Origin of the sequence: Kitasatospora sp. Root107, assembly GCF_001424875.1 — a bacterium.
GTDB lineage: Bacteria > Actinomycetota > Actinomycetes > Streptomycetales > Streptomycetaceae > Kitasatospora.
On sequence record NZ_LMCT01000020.1, the window covers coordinates 82,250 to 101,344 of the forward strand.

General features: G+C 69.8%; 12 protein-coding genes and 9 pseudogenes. 5 read left to right on the plus strand and 16 right to left on the minus strand.

What is annotated here, in order from left to right; translation table 11 throughout:
* Together ASC99_RS40715 and ASC99_RS19270 are read left to right on the plus strand one after the other, a co-directional pair.
* Nucleotides 1-228: pseudogene (locus tag ASC99_RS40715) on the plus strand (sodium:proton exchanger); the annotation flags it as partial.
* Nucleotides 228-1,550, plus strand: a complete 1,323-nt coding sequence (locus tag ASC99_RS19270) for a DUF2254 domain-containing protein (protein WP_057233672.1) — start codon at nucleotides 228-230, stop codon at nucleotides 1,548-1,550. The pseudogene ASC99_RS40715 and the gene ASC99_RS19270, both read left to right, overlap by 1 nt.
* Here the strand turns inward: ASC99_RS19270 and ASC99_RS19275 are convergent.
* From ASC99_RS19275 to ASC99_RS41935, 5 genes and pseudogenes are all read right to left on the minus strand, one after another.
* Nucleotides 1,526-1,927 carry a hypothetical protein gene (locus ASC99_RS19275; protein ID WP_057233675.1) on the minus strand — a complete coding sequence of 134 codons (402 nt, stop codon included), beginning with the start codon at nucleotides 1,925-1,927 and terminating at the stop codon, nucleotides 1,526-1,528. The genes ASC99_RS19270 and ASC99_RS19275 overlap by 25 nt on opposite strands.
* A gap of 150 nt (nucleotides 1,928-2,077) precedes the next feature.
* Nucleotides 2,078-3,907, minus strand: a pseudogene (locus tag ASC99_RS19280) (glycoside hydrolase family 15 protein); the annotation flags it as partial.
* A gap of 173 nt (nucleotides 3,908-4,080) precedes the next feature.
* On the minus strand, nucleotides 4,081-4,275 hold the full coding sequence (locus ASC99_RS19285; protein ID WP_057233679.1) for a hypothetical protein: 195 nt from the start codon (nucleotides 4,273-4,275) through the stop codon (nucleotides 4,081-4,083).
* A 307-nt stretch (nucleotides 4,276-4,582) separates the two neighbouring features.
* A complete protein-coding gene (locus ASC99_RS19290; protein WP_057233681.1) occupies nucleotides 4,583-5,110 on the minus strand; it encodes an NUDIX domain-containing protein in 528 nt (175 codons plus the stop codon).
* Nucleotides 5,111-5,282: 172 nt separating this feature from the next.
* Nucleotides 5,283-5,777, minus strand: a pseudogene (locus tag ASC99_RS41935) (transposase); the annotation flags it as partial.
* Here ASC99_RS41935 and ASC99_RS41940 point away from each other — a divergent pair.
* A pseudogene (locus ASC99_RS41940) lies at nucleotides 5,775-6,338 on the plus strand (hypothetical protein); the annotation flags it as partial. The pseudogenes ASC99_RS41935 and ASC99_RS41940 overlap by 3 nt on opposite strands.
* 55 nt (nucleotides 6,339-6,393) lie before the next feature.
* Here ASC99_RS41940 and ASC99_RS42150 read toward each other — a convergent pair.
* Nucleotides 6,394-6,527, minus strand: a pseudogene (locus tag ASC99_RS42150) (family 1 glycosylhydrolase); the annotation flags it as partial.
* Between the two features lie 228 nt (nucleotides 6,528-6,755).
* Here ASC99_RS42150 and ASC99_RS19305 point away from each other — a divergent pair.
* A complete protein-coding gene (locus ASC99_RS19305) occupies nucleotides 6,756-7,604 on the plus strand; it encodes a methyltransferase domain-containing protein (protein ID WP_063857129.1) in 849 nt (282 codons plus the stop codon).
* Here the strand turns inward: ASC99_RS19305 and ASC99_RS38660 are convergent.
* From ASC99_RS38660 to ASC99_RS19340, 9 genes and pseudogenes are all read right to left on the minus strand, one after another.
* Nucleotides 7,598-7,726: pseudogene (locus ASC99_RS38660) on the minus strand (family 1 glycosylhydrolase); the annotation flags it as partial. The gene ASC99_RS19305 and the pseudogene ASC99_RS38660 sit on opposite strands and share 7 nt — an antisense overlap.
* Before the next feature lie 767 nt (nucleotides 7,727-8,493).
* Nucleotides 8,494-10,053 (minus strand): annotated as a pseudogene (locus ASC99_RS19310) (autotransporter-associated beta strand repeat-containing protein); the annotation flags it as partial.
* A gap of 75 nt (nucleotides 10,054-10,128) precedes the next feature.
* Nucleotides 10,129-11,562 (minus strand): glycoside hydrolase family 43 protein, encoded by a 1,434-nt coding sequence (locus ASC99_RS19315; RefSeq protein ID WP_057233691.1) that lies wholly within the window; start codon nucleotides 11,560-11,562, stop codon nucleotides 10,129-10,131.
* A gap of 297 nt (nucleotides 11,563-11,859) precedes the next feature.
* Complete coding sequence (locus ASC99_RS19320; RefSeq protein ID WP_235583076.1) at nucleotides 11,860-12,081, minus strand: hypothetical protein; 222 nt, start codon at nucleotides 12,079-12,081, stop codon at nucleotides 11,860-11,862.
* Between the two features lie 167 nt (nucleotides 12,082-12,248).
* Nucleotides 12,249-12,377, minus strand: a pseudogene (locus ASC99_RS38665) (family 1 glycosylhydrolase); the annotation flags it as partial.
* A 246-nt stretch (nucleotides 12,378-12,623) separates the two neighbouring features.
* Nucleotides 12,624-13,892 (minus strand): ROK family protein, encoded by a 1,269-nt coding sequence (locus ASC99_RS19325; RefSeq protein ID WP_057233696.1) that lies wholly within the window; start codon nucleotides 13,890-13,892, stop codon nucleotides 12,624-12,626.
* Nucleotides 13,893-13,904: 12 nt separating this feature from the next.
* Entirely contained in the window at nucleotides 13,905-15,182 is a 1,278-nt protein-coding gene (locus ASC99_RS19330) for a sugar ABC transporter permease (RefSeq protein WP_082598450.1), read from the minus strand.
* On the minus strand, nucleotides 15,179-15,958 hold the full coding sequence (locus ASC99_RS19335) for an ATP-binding cassette domain-containing protein (protein ID WP_057233698.1): 780 nt from the start codon (nucleotides 15,956-15,958) through the stop codon (nucleotides 15,179-15,181). The genes ASC99_RS19330 and ASC99_RS19335 overlap by 4 nt, the downstream gene beginning before the upstream one ends.
* An 82-nt stretch (nucleotides 15,959-16,040) precedes the next feature.
* Nucleotides 16,041-17,135, minus strand: coding sequence for a sugar ABC transporter substrate-binding protein (locus tag ASC99_RS19340; protein WP_057233701.1), 1,095 nt, complete (start codon nucleotides 17,133-17,135; stop codon nucleotides 16,041-16,043).
* Nucleotides 17,136-17,640: 505 nt separating this feature from the next.
* Here ASC99_RS19340 and ASC99_RS19345 point away from each other — a divergent pair.
* Nucleotides 17,641-18,696: a DUF3048 domain-containing protein gene (locus ASC99_RS19345; protein ID WP_057233704.1), complete on the plus strand. Its 1,056-nt coding sequence runs from the start codon at nucleotides 17,641-17,643 to the stop codon at nucleotides 18,694-18,696.
* Between the two features lie 174 nt (nucleotides 18,697-18,870).
* Here ASC99_RS19345 and ASC99_RS38670 read toward each other — a convergent pair.
* Nucleotides 18,871-18,996, minus strand: a pseudogene (locus tag ASC99_RS38670) (family 1 glycosylhydrolase); the annotation flags it as partial.
* Between the last annotated feature and the right edge of the window lie 99 nt (nucleotides 18,997-19,095).

Here is a 19,095-nt window from a genome sequence, read left to right on the forward strand (position 1 = left end):
TACACGGGAGGCGACATCCTCTTCGGCCGGCAGCTGGTCCGGCATCTCCTCGCGGCCCGCTACCGACGGGGCGCCCGCTTCCTGCTGCAGTCCGGCTCCGTACCGGTCCCGCCGGACCACGACGTCCTCTTCGTCCTCGGCCCCGACGGCCGGCTGGAGCCGGTCACCGAGACGAGCCCGGCCACCCCGAGGCCGGACGACACCGCCGTACTGCTGGGCCCCGCGTGATGTCCTGGGCCGCCCGCTTCCGGCTGCGGCAGTACACCAAGGCGAGCCTGTGGATCGTCCCGCTGTTCGGGCTCGTACTCGGCGTCGCCCTCGCCGAGTTGGCCACCGCCGCGGATGGCGCGTCCTGGCTGCCGAGGACCTGGGACTACTCCGCGACGACCGCGAGCAGCGTCCTCAGCTCGGTGGTCGGCTCGATGGTCGCGCTGCTCGGGTTCGTCGTGACCATCGGTGTCCTGGTCATCCAGCAGGCCACCGGCACGCTCTCCCCGCGCTACATGCGGCTCTGGTACCGCGACAGGCTGCAGAAGGCCGTACTGGCCACCTTCACCGGCACCTTCGCGTTCGCCTACACGCTGCTGCGGAGCATCGAGACCGACTCCGTGCCCAACCTCGGCGTGACCCTGGCCGGTGTCGCCGTCTCCGTGAGCCTCCTGCTCCTGCTGATCTACCTCAACCGCTTCACCCACAACCTGCGGCCGGTGGCCATCGCCGACATCGTCGGACGCCTGGGCGAACACGTCCTCGGACAGGCGGCGGCGCACCTCCGAAGCACGGCGGCGCCCGACGGGGCTCCGCCGGCAGGCGGCCCGGTGACCTCGGTACGGTCCGAACGCGGTGGTGTGGTCCAGGCGTTGGACGCGCCCGGCCTGGTCCTGCTCGGGGCCCGGCACGACTGCGTGCTGGTGCTGGCCGCCTCCGTCGGCGATTTCGTGGAGCCCGGCGGCAGCCTGGTCGAGGTGCACGGCGGCGCGCCCGCACCTGACCCGCACCGGGTGGCCGACCTGCTCGCCCTCGGCGCCGAGCGGACCATCGAGCAGGACCCGGCCTTCGCCCTGCGCATCCTCGTGGACATCGCCATCCGGGCCCTGTCCCCTGCCGTCAACGACCCCACCACCGCCGTCCAGGTACTGAACCACATCGAGGCGTTCCTCCACACCGTCGGCCGCGTCGGACTGCGCAGCCACTACGTGCTCGCCGACGACCGCGGCCTACCGCGCCTCGTGCTGCCCGGCCGGGCCTGGGAGGAGTACCTCGAACTCGCCGTCACCGAGATTCGCGATTACGGCGCGAGCTCCGTCCAGGTCTGCCGGCGCCTGCGGGCCCTACTCGAAGGCCTCCTCGCGGCGCTGCCCGACTCCTGCCGGCCCGCTCTGCGGGCCGAACTGGTCCTCCTCGACGAGGCCGTCGAAAGGGAGTTCGGCGACGCCTCCCGCCGCGCCCGCGCACGGACGGCCGACCTCCAGGGCATCGGGGGACGCCATACCGGGGACGCGACCCCCGGCGATCCCGGCGTCGGTCACACCCGCATGCCCTTGGCGTGATGCGGCTCGGCCAGCAGTCCGTAGATCACCAGTACGGACATCAGCATGGTGAACAGCGACCAGTAGGGGAAGGCCGAGATAAACATCATCTGACCCACCAGGCACAGAGACGCCAGCACGATGCCGGTGATACGTGCCGCCCTGACCCCGAGCAGCACACCGAGGCTGGCCAGCACCTGCGTGATCCCTACGGCGACCCAGATCCAGCCCCAGGCTGTGTAGTTGAAGATGAGCAGGCGGTTGCCGTGATTGGCGGKCGTCTCGTAGTAGCCGTGGTCCAGGATCGCGACGAACCCGTTGATGATGTCGAACAGTCCGCTCAGCATCAGGAGGATTCCGGCGAAGGCCACCCAGTGCGAACGCTCCAGCGGTGGCACATTGGTTTTCGTAGTCGAGGGCGACGGCTGCATGGGATCCATCAGAGGCCGCTCGCCCAGCGACGTGCAAGCAGCGTGAGCCGTTGGTGTCACGCACCCGGGCCCCTGCGCCACCCCGTGGGTCGGCCACAGCTGCGCCCCGCCGTCGCCTCAGTCCCGCGCACGCTGCTTGTCGACGGCCTCGTCCAGCGTGGATGCCGCCATGATGAGCGACAGGTGCGTGAACGCCTGTGGGAAGTTGCCGAGTTGCTCGCCGCTCGGGCCGATCTCCTCGGCGAAGAGCCCGACGTGGTTGGCGTAGGTGTGCATCTTCTCGAAGGTGTAGCGCGCCGGCCGGATGCGCCCGGCGCGGGCCAGGGCGTCGACGTAGAGGTAGGTGCAGAGGCTGAACGTGCCCTCCGAGCCGCGCAGGCCGTCCGGCGACGCCGCCGGGTCGTAGCGGTAGACGAGGCTGTCCGAGACCAGCTTGCGCTCGATCGCGTCCAGCGTGGAGAGCCAGCCCGGGCTCTTCCCGGCGAGGAACCCCAGGCGCGGGATCAGCAGCAGGGAGGCGTCTAGGACGTCGCCACCATAGTGCTGCACAAGGGCCTGCTCGGACGAGCTCCAGCCCTTGTCCATCACCTGTTCGAGGATGCTGTCACGGGCGGCGCGCCAACGCGGGATGTCAGCGGGCCGGCTGAGCTCGGTCGCCATCCGCATGCCCCGGTCGAAGGCGACCCAGCACATCACCCGGCTGAAGGTGAAGTCCTTCCGGCCGCCACGCGTCTCCCACACGCCCTCGTCGGGCCGGTCCCAGTTGTCGGACAGCCAGTCCAAGGTCCGCGCGAGGCCCTTCCAGCCGTGGTAGCCGAGCTCCACGCCGACATCCATGCCCTCAGCCATCGCGTAGAGGGCCTCGCCGTAGATGTCGAGTTGCAGCTGGTCGGCGGCAGCGTTGCCCGCCCGCACCGGGCGCGATCCCCGGTAGCCCTCCAAGTGGTCGAGGATCTCCTCGGTCAGATGCGGTTCGCCGTCCACCCGGTACATGATCTGCAAGCGCTCACCGGGCAGGTCCGCGCGGTCGCGCATCCGGTCGCCCAGCCACTTGGTGAACGCCGACGCCTCCTCGGCGAACCCGAGGTCGAGCAGGGCCCGGACCGAGAGCGCGCCGTCCCTGACCCACGAATACCGGTAGTCCCAGTTACGTTCCCCGCCGACCTGCTCCGGCAGGCCCATGGTGGCGGCGGCGACCGGCGCACCCGTCGGATGGTACGTAAGGAGCTTGATCGTGATGGCGGAGCGATGCACCATCTCGGCCCACCGCCCCCGGTAGTGGGAGCTGTGCAGCCACTTCTGCCAGAAGTCCACCTCCTGCCACAGCCTCGCGGTGACGTCCTCGACCGCGAGGGGAGGGGGCGCCTCACCGGCGGCGGCGCACGTGGTGAACACGGCCGCGGCCGACTCACCGCTGGTGAGGACGACCGAGCCCCGCACGTCCCGGCCGTCCCGCTCAAGCGGGAAGCTGGTCTGCAGATGACCGGTGATCCCGGGCGCGCGGAAGACGGCCTCCTCGGTGCGCAGCTCCAGCTCGTGGTCGGCCCGGGCGTAGTCGAACCGCGGCCTGCACTCCAGGACGAACCGCACGGTGCCGCGCACGGCGCGGACGACCCGCATCAGACTGTGGCGGTCGGTCGGAGTGCGACTCGTGTTCGCCGGCATCCAGTCGACGACCTCACCGACCCCGTCCGGCGACATGAACCGCGTCACCAGCACACCGGTGTCCGGGTAGTAGAGCTGCTTGCACGACACGTCCGAGTGCTCCGGCGCCAGCCGGAAGTACCCGCCGCGGTCGTGGTCGAGCAGCGAAGCGAAGACGCTCGGCGAGTCGAACCTCGGTGAGCAGAACCAGTTCACCACGCCCTCCGAGGACACCAGGGCGGCGGTCTGCAGATCGCCCACCAGACCGTGGTCGGCGATCGGGGGGTAGCGGTCCATGAACGTCCAATCCCGGGAGTGCTACGGCGTGTCCACTATCCGGCACGTCACGTGAGGAGGTGCGGGCAACTCGCCGCAAACGGCGCAGATCGACGGGGCCACCTGCCGCTCCGCCGACGGCAGGACCGTCACCAACCTCCCGGGCACGGTCCTCCGTACGTAGCCGGACTGACGCTCCGTCAGCGGGTGCGCTGGGCGAAGAACCGCATGCCCGTTCGGGAGGTCTTCGCGTGCATCGGGTGGCGGCACTCGTCGCAGCTGATCGGGGCGAGCGGACGGGCCTTCCACACCTCCTCCCAGCCGTGGCTGCATCCGAGGTCGGGGAGGTGGGCGAAGACGGTTCCCCACTGCTGGTGTACGGCCCGGAACGCCATGCCGGCCCCCTGCTGATTGGCAAGGGGGCCAGCATGGCGTGGAGCCAGACGCGGATGACGCCGTAGTGGAGGTTGGTGTCGAAGAACGCTGAGGAGATGTAGACGCGGCCGTCCGGGAAGATCGCCAGGCGTTCCAGGTTGCGGGCGGTGCAGCCTCCGTACCCGGCCGCGCGGAGTTCGGGGAGCTGGCCAGAGATGGCGAAGGAGGCCGCTGCTGCGCACTGAGCGGGCCGGGGTTGTACTCGATCGGGTGAGGCGGCGGGTTCTCTCTGCTGGCGCGCCAGGGGAGGTGGGGTGCCGCTTCTGGTCAGCTGCCTGCGGTGGTGCGGAGGGTGGTGTCCCGTCCGTCGGTGAGCAGGTTGGTGGTGTTGGTGATGTGGGCGTGCCAGAGGGAAGCGAACCAGGCGCGCTGTTCGGGCTGGAGGTGCGGCAGCCACTGGTCGTAGGTGCGCCAGGCGTGGGCGTCGTGTTCGGAGCTGAGCTGTACGTGCTGGCCGTCGCGGACGGGTTCGGTGTCGAAGGCGAAGTCGATGACGGGGGGCCAGCCGTCGGCGGCCGAGCGGTAGTCGATGACGAGCGGGCGCAGGGTGCCGGCCGGGTTGATGCCAGTCTCTTCCGCGACTTCGCGCCGCGCGGTGCTCGCCGGCTCTTCGCCGAGGTCGCCGAGACCGCCGGGGATCTGCCACCAGGCGGGGTGACCGGGATAGGCGTGGGCCTGGTGGAGCATCAGGATGCGGCCTGAGTGGTCGGTGACCAGTACGGAGGCGGAGACGGCGTGCGGCGGGAGGGCGGCGGCGAAGTCTGCGGGGGCGATGGTCGGCGTCGGGCTGGTCAAGCGGCTCGCTCCTTCGGTGATCGGAGTGCGAGCCTATCGTGATCAACATGCTTGCACTGAAAGGAAGTTGATGGATCATCGGATCATTTCAATCGAAGTCGCGGGTTGGTCTGCAGTGCTGGGAAGTCCCTGAAGCCGCCGATGCCTTCGAGAACGGATCTGAGCTTGATCTTTAACTTCGCGCGGCGAGGTGGGCTTGGAGTGTGGGTTCGCGTTTGACGGTCTTGCCGACGTCGTGGTGGGGCGCCGGCCTGCGGTTCTTCGAGCCCGCCGGGCGTCCGGGGCCGGGCCGGGAGGGTTTCGGCACTCGGGCCGGGGTGAGGACCTTCGCGCGGATGTTGCGGAACCCGCGGCGGACCCGGGCTGGGGTCAACTTCGCTGTGGGCAGGGGGCGTTCCCAGGGGCGGCGTAGGTCGGCGGCCAGTGGTCGGGCCAGGCGGAGCTGGGTGTGGGCGACGATGATCAGCCAGGTCCACAGGTCGGCGGTGTCGGGTGCGCGGAATTGCGGCGCGGTCCAGCCCAGGGTGCCTTTGAGTAGGCGGAAGGTGTGTTCGAGGTCGAATCTGCGCAGGAAGGTGCGCCAGATGCGGTCCAGGTGCGCGGTGTTGATGCCGGTGGCCGAGGACCACAACCACAGCGGCTTCGCCTCGCGTTCGCCGGGCAGGTGCACGGTGAACCGCCGCCTCATCGACGCGGTCGCCGCCCATCTGCCACCGCTGCGCCGCTCGCCCCTGGCACCCCCGATCCCCGGCACGCCTGGTGGGACACCGAGCACGGCTACCTCCTGGACCACGCCGTCGAAAACCTCCTCGCCGCCGGTCGCACCAACGACGCCCACGCCCCGACCAGCGACCTGCGGTGGACCGAAACGCGACTGCACCAACGCGGACCCAACGCACCCATCACCGACCTTCTCCACGTCCCCGTCCCCGACGCCGCTGCGCGCGCCCGCGACCTGATCCAGGCCTCCCACCTCCTCCAGCGAACCGACCCCGGGTACGCCCGCACCAGCATCCTGCGCAGCCGTCTCCACGACCTGCCCCGCTGGCGCGACCAGACCACCGCCCGAACCGGACAGATCACGCACGCCGGCCTCAGCAACGCCTGGCCCCTGCCCGACCTCCCCCACCCCGCCCTCCTGCTCGCCCTCCCCAGCACAAGCCCGGTATCGGCGGTGGCGATCTCCCCCGACGGCACCTGGCTCGCCACCACCTCCGACGACGGGACCGTGCGCATCTGGCGCGTCGCCTTCCGGACCCCACTAAGGCCGTCGCAGGTCCCAACTACGTTTTCCGGTGGTCCTGCTGAGCGGCGATCAGGTCGCGGTACCAGGCGTAGGAGGCGCGAGGGGGGTGCGCTTCTGGCTCTCGAAATCAACGTGGACCAGTCCGAAGCGTTGGTGGTAGCCCTCGGCCCATCGAACACCCCGTCATCAAAGCCAGGGCTCGCAGATCAGTCCGGGACGATCCCCGAGTCGCCCTTCCAGCACGTCACGGTGCGGAACCGTGCTGTGGGACGTAGGGGTTGGCTGGCTGTGTGAGATATCCCTCTCCCGTCGTCGTGGCGCTGGTGGCCTGGGGAGGCTGACCATGAAGTGGTGACTTCCTCGCCCCGCCCGCCGCACGTTGGCGGCCGACCGGATCCGATTGACGGGACCACCGCGCTCGGTGGAGAGTCCGCTCCCGCCCGCGGGTACCTGCTGGACAACGCGCGCGCCGAGGCGGGCGAGCGATTCGTCTGGCTGGCCGAGCTGTTCGACGGTGTGACGCGCGGTCACTTCGATCGACTGGGAGTCAGGGCCGGCTCGCGCTGCTGGGAAGTGGGGGCCGGTGGCCCCAGTATCCCGGAGGCGCTCGCGGCAGCCGTCGGTCCGACCGGGCACGTGCTGGCCACGGACATCGACCCGTCGTGGCTGAAGACAAGCGACGGGTACGAGGTGCGCCAGCACGACGTCGCCGCTGACCCGCCCCCGGAGCCGGGGACGTTCGATCTGGTGCACGCCCGGCTCGTACTGGTCCATGTACCCGACCGGGCTCGGGCGTTGGCCACCATGGCGGCAGCGCTACGGCCCGGCGGCTGGCTGCTGGTCGAGGACGCCGACACCGCTCTGCAGCCACTGGCATGCCTGGACGACAGCGGCCCTGCGCAGCGGCGGGCCAACCGGCTGCGCGACGCGGTCCGGGAGCTGCTGACGCGCCGCGGCGCGGACCTGCGCTACGGCCGGACACTGCCGCGGGCATTGCGTGAGGCCGGCTTGGTAGATGTCGCCGCAGGGGGCTCTTTCCCGGTCGGCGGGCTGGCCTGCGACCGACTGGAGGCGGCGACCATCCGGCACGTGCGCGGCGAGCTGCTCGCGGCCGGCCTGGCCGACGACGCCGAGATCGACGCGCACCTGGCCGCCATCCACGCGGGCAAACTCGACCTGACACTCGCGCCGCTGATCTCGGCCTGGGGACGCCGTCCAGCCGAGCACCCTCCGGCACTCGGTTACTGACTTCGGCTTGCCCGGTGGGCTGCGATCAGGTCCCGGTACCAGGCGTACGACGCCTTCGGTGTGCGCCGCTGTGTCTCGAAGTCGACGAGGACCAGGCCGAATCGCTGGTGGTACCCCTCAGCCCGTTGAACAGGCTGTCATCATAGCCAGGCCGCGACCAGGGACTGCGGAGATCTTACAAGTAGGCATCCAGGCTGGTGAGTTAGACAATCGGCGGCGTCCTACGCCACGCCGGTCTCCGGTTGCGGCGACAGGGATCCCTCCGGCCCCGAACCGGCCCGGACCAGTAGGTGGGTGCCCGGGCCACGCGGCCAGGGATGCTGACCTCGAAGCCACCGTCAATACCTGCGGACCCCCGGCCGACCGGTCGGCGTGATCGTCCCCGCGAAACGCGTTCGGCGGGCCGGTGTCAGCGGCCGTGCCGACGGCGGCTACCGATGTGCCCACGCCTGCGCCGGATCCTGAGAGCAAGGAGGACGACACCGGCGGCGGCCGCCAGGGCCGCGCCGACCGCAACCAGCGTCTCCCAGACCGCACCGCCGGCCCGCGCCGCGGCCGTGTCGGCGGTGGATCCCGCCGAGGCCGAGTCGCTGGCTTGGCCGGCAGGCTCGTCCGTGGAGCTTGCCGACGGCGAGGCGGTCTCGGTGGCCGCCGTCACGGCCGTCAGCTCGATGCGACCCGCCGTGCGGGCGATCGAGAAGGACGCTCCTCCCATGCTGAGCGTGTCGCCGGAGAGCGCGGCGTCCTGGGAGCCCACGGTGAAGCTCTGGGCTGCGCCTGGCAGAATGATCTTCGCCCCCGTGACGACCTCCAGCTTGCGCAGCGACGTCGACGTCGACGCGCCGAGATCGAGGACTGCGGACGCATCGGTGAGGGCGACCCCGCTGGNCTTCGCCCCCGTGACGACCTCCAGCTTGCGCAGCGACGTCGACGTCGCCGCGCCGAGATCGAGGACTGCGGACGCATCGGTGAGGGCGACCCCGCTGGACGAGGAGAGCGACGCACCGGCCACCGCGAGCGTTCCCTTGGCCACGGTGGTGGCGCCGGTGTAGGAGGCGGCGGTCAGCGTCGTCGTCGCGGTGCCGTTCTGCGTGACCGATCCGGAGCCGGACACCGCCGGCAGGGTTACGGGCGTCCGGACGTTCTGAATGATCAGCGACCCGTTGTCGCTGATCGCGTCGAGAGTGCCCTTCGTGTAGAGACTGCCGTCCGCGCCTGCCGTCCCGGATCCGAGGCGCAGGGTGGCACCCCGCTGGATGGTCGTGGAACCGTCGTAGAACTGCGCCGCCGCGAAGGTAACATCGTTGCCGGATGTGCCGGCGATGACGATGTCGCCCGCCCCGGGAGCGGCGAGGGTGTCGTGGTACATCCCCCCGCCGATGGGCAGGCCGAGGGTGACCGGGCCGTTGTAGTTGAAGGTCAGCCGTGAGCGCTGCGACTTGGCGTGCAGGTTGATGTACGCCGTTTCGGCCGTGCCCGGCAGGAAGATCTGGTGGGTGGTGCCGTCTCCCCACTGCACGTCGGCACCCTCGATGTTGGTGCCGCGCTTGTTCAACCGGTGTGCGACCGTCACCCAGTTGAGGTTGCCGTTGCTCAGCGTCGGCGAGGCCGTGCCGGTGTTGTCGCTGTAGCTGTAGGTGCCCGCCAGGACCACCTTGCTGCCGGGCCGGGAGTGGACGTTGACGTCGTTGCCGTATTCACGGCTGTAGAAGTTCTGGCGTTGGACGACCGTCTGGTTCAGCGGGGTGTCGATGATCCATGAGCCGCGGTTGAGGACGGCCTTGGCGTTCGGCAGGTCGGCCGCGCAGGTGGTGCTGGCGTAATTGGCGCCGGTGCCGATGTCGAGTACCCCGGAGAAGGGGTTGCTTCCGCACAGTTGCAGTGTCCCCCACAGGTTGCGGGGTTGGACGATCGTCCCGGAACCGCTGATGGTGCCCAGATTGAACAGCCGGGTGAGCGACAGGTTCAGCGTGCCGTCCACCCGGATGTTGTCCTGGTTCTGCTGGTAGCCGGGCGAGTTGTAGGGGAAGGCGCCGATCAGGCCGGTGGTTCCGCCGTTGCCGTACTGCAGCGTGGCGCCGGCGTCGACGGTGATCGCCGGCCGGTCGGGGTTGCTGAGGACCACATAGGGGTGGTTCCCGCCGGGAATACTGACGGACTGGCCCTGCTGGGAGCCAGGCAGCGTGAAGGTGTTGTCCTTGGTGAGGATCAAGGTGCCCGTACCGGAGACCCGCAAGGACCCCTGGCCGCTGATCACCCCCGAGTAGGTGTGCGTCCCGGGCGGTACGTTCACGACGGCGTTTCCGCCGAGGATCACGTCCCTGTTGGCGAGGATCGACGAGGTGATGTCACCGTCGGCCGCGACGGCGCCGGTCGGCGCCAGGGCGACGGGCACGGTCGTCGCCGCCACGATCGCGGACGCCAGCAGCGCATGCCATGAGCTTTTCATCAGGTGTTTCCTGGGTGCGGGCAGAGAAAAAGGCGGTGCCGGCGCTCTCCTCGGAGGCGCCGGCACCCGGTCGGGTCAGCTGGTCACGCGGAAGGTGGCGTCACCGCGGGCCGTGGTGGTGGTGATCGGGTCGAGCCGCAACTCGTACGCGTAGTGCCGCATGTAGCGGTCCGGAAAGTTGTACGACTGGAACGACGACCAGGTCGGGTCGGCGAGCCCGGCGACCTGGCGGAAGGTCGCGTCCTCGGCGAACTGGGTGGTGCCGTCGTTGTAGGCGAGTTGGAAGTCGTAGTTGGAGTGCCGAAGGAAGTACCCGGGGAAGTTCACCGACTCGAAGGAGACGGTGCCGGAGCCTGCCAGGCCGGGCCGCAGCCGGAACCGGGAGTCGTCGAGCGGGCTGACGTTCGGGTCGATCCGCACGTCGAAGTTGGTCTGCCGGACGTACCGGTCCTGGAAGTTGAACGACTGGAGCCGCTGGGCCGGGGTGTTGGGCCAACCGGCGAGCACGCGGCTCTCCTCGGCGGCTGTCAGGTTCAGGATCCAGCCGTGGCGCTTCTTCGTGCCGCCCATGTTGTAGTCGCTCGACGTCAGCTTCTGGTAGGTGGCCGGGTTGGACGGGTCGGTCGTCAGGACGGGCATGTAGCCGCGGTTGGTGGCGTACTGGTCGAGGTAGAGGGCCCACTTGTTGGTGCCGTTGAACTTCATCCACATCGGGCCCTCGACCTGCGAGCCGGGGAGGCCGATGGCGGAGAGGTTGCCGAGGTCGGTCCACGTCCCGAAGATCGAGTTGCTGCCTTCGAGAGTGATCTGCCCGTCGCCGGAGGCCCGCACGTAGCGGTAGTTGCCAACGCCGGCCGGCATCTCGATGATCTGGGTGTCGATGATTTCCTGGGTGCCGGGGCGGTCGATGTACAGCTGCGGGGTGGTGATGGTACGGAAGTCGCTGGTGCGGGCGGCGTAGATGCGGTGCTTCGTTGCGCCGTTGAGGGGGGTGTTCGTCGCCCAGTACAGGACGTAGTCGTTGGTTTCGGGGCTCCAGATCGCCTCCGGCGCCCAGGCGTTGCGCCCGTCGGGGATCGCGCCGGCGACGTTGAGCAGCCACGGCTGCGACCAGGTGACCAGGTCCGTCGACTCCCACACCACCAGGTTGCGGCTGGCGTTGTTCACGGCCTGGTCCCAGTTCTGCCCGCAGCCGATGCACAGGTCGGTCGCGATGATCCAGTACCGGCTTCCATCGGGAGAGCGCACCAGTGCGGGGTCGCGGACTCCGCGCGTGCCCACCGTGGAGCGCAGGACCATCCCGCCGCCGTTGAGGTCGTTCCAGTGCAGCCCGTCCGTGCTGTGCGAGAGATACATCTGCTGACTGGTCGCCCCCTCCCCGGTGAAGTGCACCATCAGGTAACCGGGATCGGCGGCGGCGGCGCGCTGGGGTGCGGCCACCGCCAGGCCGGTGAAGAGGAGGCAGACGGCGAGCACCATCGCCGACAGCCGTGCGCGAAGCGCGGACATGGACATCTCCTGTCATTCTGCAGTGCCACCAGGTGGCGGGTCCGGGCAACGGTGGAACTGCGTCTGCACCGCATGTCGCCGGGGTGGCGGCGGCCCGGGCGCGGTCCGGCGGCACCACTCCCAGGCCATTCATGTGAACCGGAGGTGTCGCCGTTTCGTTCTTGGGGAGATTGTTAACGCTCACAACTCGGGCGACAAGAAGCTGGGTGGCAGTTACCCAATCTTGATCCGTCGCGCCTGGTCTGGTGAATCCGCGGGCAGGGCCCAGGTCGACCCCACCTCGACGGCCGATCGCGCTCAGGTCGCCGGGCCGGCGGCTCGGAGTTGTTGGGTCAGGAAGAGGGCCGCGCGATCGAGTGCCTGGTCCGCCTCGTCGAGGACGCCGGCGAACGACTGGAACACCTGGGGCGCGTCGGCGGTGATGTCGAGGACGACATCCACTCCGGCAGTTCTGGCGCGGGCGGCCGTGCGGGTGGAGTCGTCCAGCAGCACTTCGTTGGTGCCCGCCTGAAGGAGCATCGGCGGGAAGCCGGTTGGGTCGGCGAGGACGGCCGGGATTTCGAAGTGTCTGCTTGAGCAGCCGCTCGGGGGACCCCGGGGTGCGCGCAGCGGCGCCGGGGGTAACGCGAAGTCCCGCCGAATCTGCATCGAGCCGGACGGGGTGCCATCTCCGACCCAGAGCCCAGCTACCTTCCGTACCGCGCCCGGTGGGCGGCGATCAGGTCGCGGTACCAGGCGTACGAAGCCTTCGGGGTGCGCCGCTGCGTCTCGAAGTCGACGTGGATCAGGCCGAATCTCTGATGGAACCCTTCGGCCCGTCGAACACCCTGTCATCCTATTGGCCTGCCAGACCCAGGCCACCTAGTGCCGCAGGCCCCCAGACGAGTGCCCCCTTGGCTCCACGGCTCGTGGCCGAAGTTGCCCGGCGGCCACCGTGCGACCAGCAGCTGACGAGATGCCACGAGGATCCCCCGTCAGCGCGCCGGGTTCAGGAGTCATCACACCCGGGTCGAGGTCGCCCAGCTCCACCCGCGACTCCTGGCCCGTCGGCCTGCTCCCGTTCAGGAAACGTCAGTTGGCCCGGGAACCGACGGGCTCAGCGTCATGGGGCGGGCCTGGCGTTGCTCCGAGATGCGGGTGAGCGTCTCCAGCGGTCGGGAGAGCACCTCGGAGAACGCCAGTTCGGCGGCGCCGATCAGGACGGTGTCAGCGCCGAGTTCGCTGACCCGCAGCCGCAGGTTCTCCCGCACCGCGGCCAGGGCATTGGTGTTGATCTGGCTGCGCACCTGTGCGGCGGATCCGAGGAAGACGTCCCGGAGGGTGCCACCGAGGATGACCAGGTCCGGGTCGAAGAGGTTGGCGACGTTCGCGATGCCGATGCCGAGCCAGTCTCCGACGCGGTGCAGAGCATCCCGCGCGGTGACGTCTCCGCGGTCGGCGGCGGTGACGACCGACCGCACGGCGTCGGCCCCGGTGACGCGGCCGTCCCGGCCGGCGGCTTCCAGGAGGGCGCGCTCACCTGCCTCGGCTTCCAGGCAGCCTCGGGCGCCGCAGCCGCACTGCCGTCCCCGGTGCGGGTTGACGGTCATGTGGCCGACCTCGCCGGCGTATCCGCGCTGGCCGCGCAGGAGTTCACCGTCGATGATCACTCCGGCGCCGATGCCGATCTCGCCGTGGAGGTAGACGAGGTTCTGGCTTCCGCGGCCGATGCCGCGTCGGTGCTCGGCGAGCGCGCCGAGATTGGCTTCGTTCGCGACGAGGACCGGGACGTCCAGGCGGAGCCGGTCGGCGAATGCACCGGCGAAGTCGATGCCCTTCCAGCCCATGTTGGGGGTGAGACTGACCAGCCCGTCGGGGTGGCGGACGATTCCGCGTACCGCCACGGCGACTCCGACGCACGAGCTGTCGGCCGCTGCGCGGGCCAGCATCTCGTGGGCGAATTCCGCGAGGATGGCGGCCACGCGCGCGGGGTCATGCGGGTGCCCGTCGGGCCATGGGCACTCGCGCCGGTCCAGGAACACGCCGCCGAGTCCGATGAGGGCCGCCGCTAGGCGCTCCACGCCCAGGTCCACCGCCAGGACGTGCACGCGGGTGGACTCCGGCTTGACGACCAGCGAGGGCCGCCCGGCCCGGCCGGTTTCCTGCGGCAACTCCTCGCGGACCAGGCCTGCGGCCGTCAGATCGCCGACCAGGCCGAGGATGGTACTGCGGTTGAGGCAGAGCCGGGTCGCCAGGACGGCTCGCGAGGTGGGCCCGTCGAAGTGGACGTGGCGCAGCAGGGCACCCAGGTTGTGCTGGCGGACCTCTTCCTGGGAAGGACCGGCTTTCATGGCTGGCGACCCTCATCGTTGGGCTGAGCGGCGGCGGGACATGGCGTCCACGCCGGCGGCCACCAGCAGAACCGATCCCGTGACAGCGTACTTGACGCCCGAGGAGTAACCCATCAGGCCCATACCGTTCTGGATCACCGCGACGACCAGGCCGCCCAGCACCGCGTCGACGACGCGGCCGCGACCGCCGAACAGGCTCGTGCCGCCGATGACGGCGCTGCCGACGGCGAGCAGCAGGACGTTGCTCCCGCCGGTGTTGGGGTCCACGGAGTTGCCCCGGGAGGCGGCGATGATGCCGCCGACGGCTGCCAGGCAGGAGCAGATGACAAAGGCGGCGGTGCGGATGTAGGCGACGTTGATCCCGGCCCGGCGGGCGGCTTCGGCGCTGCCGCCCACGGCGTAGATGTGCAGGCCGAAGCCGGTCCGCTGCAGAGTGAACGTCCCGAGCAGGAGGAGGGCCCCGATCACGGGCACGACGATGGGCACGCCCTTGAGGGAGCTGACGATGACGTTGCGGCTGCGCTCCTGGTTGAGCAGGTACACGGCTGCGCCCCCGAGCACGACGACGGCACCGGTCCGGATGGCGAGGAGCGCCACCGGGGTTCCGGCCAGGCCCCGGCCGAGCCGGTCGCGGCTGCGGCGCAGTTGCAGGGCTGCGTAGCCGGCTGCGCAGCCGGCCAGCAGGACCCAGCCGAGGACGGGGCTGAGGTTGTCGTTCGCGATGGCCAGGATGGTCGGGTCCTTGACCGAGACGTTCGTGCCTTCCTTCAGCAGGATCAGTACGACGCCCTGGAAGCCGAGGAACGCGGCCAGCGTCACCACGAAGGAGGGGATGCCGACCTTGGCGACGAGTGTGCCGAGGAGCAGGCCGATGACCGCGCCGGTCAGCATGGCGGCGGCCACCGCGGTGTACCAGGGCCAGCCGTGGTTGGTCAGCAGGATGGCCAGCACCGCGGCGCAGACGCCGCTGGCGTATCCGGCCGACAGGTCGATCTCGCCGAGGAGCAGGACGAAGACCAGCCCCATGGCGATGGCGATGCTGCCCGCGCTCTGGGTGAGCAGGTTGGCGAAGTTCAGGTTGGACAGGAAGACCGGGCGCAGGAGGGAGAAGAACAGGCACAGGACGACCAGGCCGGCGACGGCGGGGAGGGCACCGAACTCGCCCGCGCGCACCTGCGCGAGGTAGCCGCGGCCGACGTCCGCCAGACCGGCGGCCGGGGGCCGGCCTTCCTCGGAGTCGGTGGGCCTGTTCGGCCGCTCGGGCTTCTGGGGGGCGAGGGCGGCGGTCATACGGCGGCTCCGTTGGGGGTGGTCTGCGGGCCGAGGTTGCCGCTGCGGCCCGAGGTGATCAGTTCGACGACCTGAGCGTGTGTCACATCGGAGGCCTTGACCTGGGCGGCCATCCGCCCGAGGTAGAGCGCGGCTATCCGGTCGGAGACCGCGAAGACGTCGTTCATGTTGTGTGAGATGAGCACGACGGCCAGGCCGTTGTCGGCCAGCCGGCGCACGAGTTCCAGGACCTGCGCGGTCTGGGCGACGCCCAGCGCCGCCGTGGGCTCGTCGAGGACGACGAGCTTGCTGTTCCACAGCACCGCCTTGGCGATGGCGACAGTCTGACGCTGGCCGCCGGAGAGGCTGGAGACCTTCTGGCGAAGGGACTTGACGGTGCGCACCGAGAGTCCCCTGAGCGTCGCGGCGGCCATCTCCTCCATGGTCGAGTCGTCGAGCACCATGCCGCGGCGCTTCTCGCGCCCCAGGAACATGTTCTGCACGATGTCGAGGTTGTCGCACAGTGCGAGGTCCTGGTAGACGATCTCCACACCGAGCGCGGCGGCGTCGCGCGGGCTGTGCACCTGGACCGGCCGGCCGTCGAAGAGGTAGTCCCCCGCGTCGACGGAGTGGATGCCGCCGATGCACTTGACGAGCGTCGACTTGCCCGCGCCGTTGTCGCCGACGAGTGCGGTGACCTCCCCCGCATAGGCGCTCAGCGCGATGTCGTGCAGGACCTGGACGGGGCCGAAGCTCTTGTCGATCCCGCGCAACTCGAGAGTCGGTGTCACTGTCATGGGTGGGGCTCCTGGGGATTGGCGGGGTGGGCCCCGCGCCACCGACGGCCGGGGCCCACTGGTACGGCCGAGCGCGTGCGCGCTACTTGATGCCGGCCTTCGTGCACAGCGCGTCGTAGTCACCGGTGCACAGCTGCGCCTTGGTGACGAAGCCGTCGGTGATGACGTCCTGGATGTTGTTCTTGAAGACGGACTGGGGGGTCAGCAGCGCCGCCGGGACGTCGCGGTTGCCGGTCGGGTCGTGGACGGTGGCGCTGGTCTGGCCCTTCTTGCCACCGGCCAGCTCGACCGCGAGGGCTGACACCGCGTCGGCCTCCTTCTTCACGGCCTTGTAGACCGTCATGCACTGATCGCCCGCCAGGATGTTCTGCAGGCCCTGGACCGTGGCGTCCTGACCGGTGATCGGCACCTGCCCGTTGCGGTGGTTCTTGCGCAGCACGGCGATGGCCGCGTTGGCCAGACCGTCGTTGGCCGCGAGCACCCCGCCGACGTTCGGCCGGCTGGTGTACATCTGCTCGAAGATGGTCTGCGCCTGGGCGCTGTCCCAGTCGGGCACCGACTGGTTGGGGCCCTTGGTCAACTCCCCGGAGGCGTACAGCGGGTCCAGCACGCCGTTGTAGCCGTTGGCGAACAGGGTGGCGTTGTTGTCCGTCGGGGAGCCGTTGAGTTCGGCGACGACGGGGTTCTTGGCGCCCATCTCGCCCAGACACTTCGTCAGGCCCTCTCCTTGGAGCTTGCCGACCTGGGTGTTGTCGAAGCTGACGTAGTACTGGGCGGAGCCGCCGAGGGTGAGCCGGTCGTAGTCGATGGTGGCCACGCCCTGGGTCTTGGCCTTGTCGAGGACGGCCTTGCCGGTGCCGCTGTCGAGATTGACGATGATCAGCACGTTCACGCCGTTGGTGATCATCTGGTCGGCGATCGTCTGGAACGCCTGCTTGTCGCCCTCGGCGTTCTGGATGTCGTAGTCCACACCGGCGGCCTTGAAGGCCGCCGCGAGGTACGGCCGGTCCGCGGTTTCCCAGCGAACGGACGATTTGCTGTCCGGCAGGATCACGCCGATCTTCGGCTTCTTGGCACCCGCCGAGTCGGCACCGGAGCCCGAGGAACCGCAGGCGGTGACCGTGGAGAGCAGGGCCGCTGACACGGCAGCGGTGGCGAACAGGAATCCCTTGCGCATGGCAGGGTCCTTTCGAGGCGTGTCCGACCTGTGCCGGACGTGCGTTGGCTGATGAAGGGTGGGGATGGGCATGAGCACGAAGCGGGGAAGCGACCGAGCCCCCGTTTGTTGCCTGCGACAACATATGGCCTGCGATGGGGCCCGCCAAGCCCTCGCACCGACCCGCGTGCGTAACGATCGAGTTACCGGAATTTGGCCAGGGCGTTGGCCGGGCCTGCCACGGGCCTTCGGTTCCGTGATCCTTGATCAGTCACGTTCCTCACGGGCTCGTCCGACCCATGTCAGGCGCCTGGTACCGGGCCACCAGCGGTGCCGCGCTGGCCTGGTGCCGACTGGCCCGCGGGTCGTGATCCTCGCCGGGACCGTCCACGGGGTGCTCACCGCGCTGGACTTCGTCCTGTCCTGGCTGCTGCCACCGACCGGGCGGCGGAACTGTGCGGGCCGGCCGACTCGTCCTCGTAAGTGCCGGAGTCTCTGATGGCCGGGTGCGCGGAGGTGAGCTCGGATGAAAACCTTCGAGCGTGCGCTGGGCCGGTGGATGTCCCTGCCTCTCGCCCGGCGGATCGCCGCCCTCGCGGTCAGCAGCGGCGCCCTGCTGCTCGCGGCGCTGCTGGCGATCGTGCTCACCATCGGCGACGGAGGCTCTCCGGCTCGTACGGGGGCCGGCCCGCCGCCCGCCCCGGCCGGTCCCGGCAGCACGGACACCGTGTCGCCGCTCACCGGGCTCCCGGGGGAGGCGGGCAGGATCATCGCCGTCAAGGTCGACAACGCCGCCGCTGCCCGGCCGCAGACGGGCGTGAACGCGGCCGACGTGGTCTACGCGATCGAGGTCGAGGGCGGCATCTCACGGTTCCTGGCGATCTACGACTCGAACCACCTTCCCGCCGGCGACCGGATCGGCCCGGTGCGCAGCGCTCGGGAGAGCGATCTGCCGATCCTGCAGCAGTACGGGCGCGTGGACTTCGCCTACTCCGGGGCGCAGACCCGGTTCCTGTCGGTGCTCGCCCAGGCCGATGTTTTCAACTGCTCGCCGCAGCAGGACAATTCGTTCTTCCGCGGGCAGTGGAACGTGCCGCCGTTCAACCAGTACGTGGTGCCGTCCGGGATTCTGCGCCACTTCCCGGACGCGGCGGCGGGCCGCGATGTCGGCTTCCGCTTCGGCGACGCGCCGACCGGGGGTGTGCCGAAGGCCTCGTTCACCGCGCGGATGCCCGCGGCCTCGTTCACATTCACCTGGTCCGCCGCGGAAGGAAGGTACCTGGTGGCGCTCGACGGCAGACCGGCCATGACGACGGACGCCGGGCAGATGGGTGCGCCGACGATCGTGGTGCAGAAGGTCGCCGAGACCACCTCGCCCCGCAGGCTCGTCGACTCCTCCGGTGAGCTCCTGCCCTTCGCGCCGACGGTCGGCAGCGGCGAGGCGGTGTTCCTGCGGGACGGCATGGCGTACCGGGGCAGCTGGTCGCGGCCCGGCGCCGCCGGCGGCACGGAGTTCAGCTACGCGGGGCAGCGGATGGCGTTCCACCCCGGGCAGGTCTGGGTCGTCCTCGAACCCGCGTGACACCGGCCGTCGGGCCAGGTCGAGACGTACCGAACCACTGGCGACGGCCTCTGTAACTGTCGAACACCCTGTCTTCAAGCCCTGACAGCACTCCACAGCCATGGGCACCCTGCTCCACGATGCCCATCGTCCTGGGTCGACGCTGACGAACACCACCGCCGTGGAATATCCCAACTACGCCTTCCGATGGGCCCGCTGAGTGGCGATCAGCTCGCGATACCAGGCGTAGGACGACTTCGGGGTGCGCCGCTGGGTCTCGAAGTCGACGTGGACCAGGCCGAATCTTTGAGTGAATCCTTCAGGCCGTCGAACACCCTGTCCTCGTAGACGCAACCATCGGCCACCCAGTCGGCTCCCACGCGCGCCAGACCCGAGGGGCCGCCACTGACACGCCGCAGG

Coding starts and splice junctions, on each gene's coding strand:
- ASC99_RS19270 (WP_057233672.1), top strand. CDS start 228: ATGTCCTGGGCCGCCCGCTTCCGGCTGCGGCAGTACACCAAGGCGAGC.
- ASC99_RS19285 (WP_057233679.1), bottom strand. CDS start 4,275: ATGGCGTTCCGGGCCGTACACCAGCAGTGGGGAACCGTCTTCGCCCAC.
- ASC99_RS19315 (WP_057233691.1), bottom strand. CDS start 11,562: ATGTCCGCGCTTCGCGCACGGCTGTCGGCGATGGTGCTCGCCGTCTGC.
- ASC99_RS19320 (WP_235583076.1), bottom strand. CDS start 12,081: ATGCTCCTTCAGGCGGGCACCAACGAAGTGCTGCTGGACGACTCCACC.
- ASC99_RS19325 (WP_057233696.1), bottom strand. CDS start 13,892: ATGAAAGCCGGTCCTTCCCAGGAAGAGGTCCGCCAGCACAACCTGGGT.
- ASC99_RS19330 (WP_082598450.1), bottom strand. CDS start 15,182: ATGACCGCCGCCCTCGCCCCCCAGAAGCCCGAGCGGCCGAACAGGCCC.
- ASC99_RS19335 (WP_057233698.1), bottom strand. CDS start 15,958: ATGACAGTGACACCGACTCTCGAGTTGCGCGGGATCGACAAGAGCTTC.
- ASC99_RS19340 (WP_057233701.1), bottom strand. CDS start 17,135: ATGCGCAAGGGATTCCTGTTCGCCACCGCTGCCGTGTCAGCGGCCCTG.
- ASC99_RS19345 (WP_057233704.1), top strand. CDS start 17,641: ATGAAAACCTTCGAGCGTGCGCTGGGCCGGTGGATGTCCCTGCCTCTC.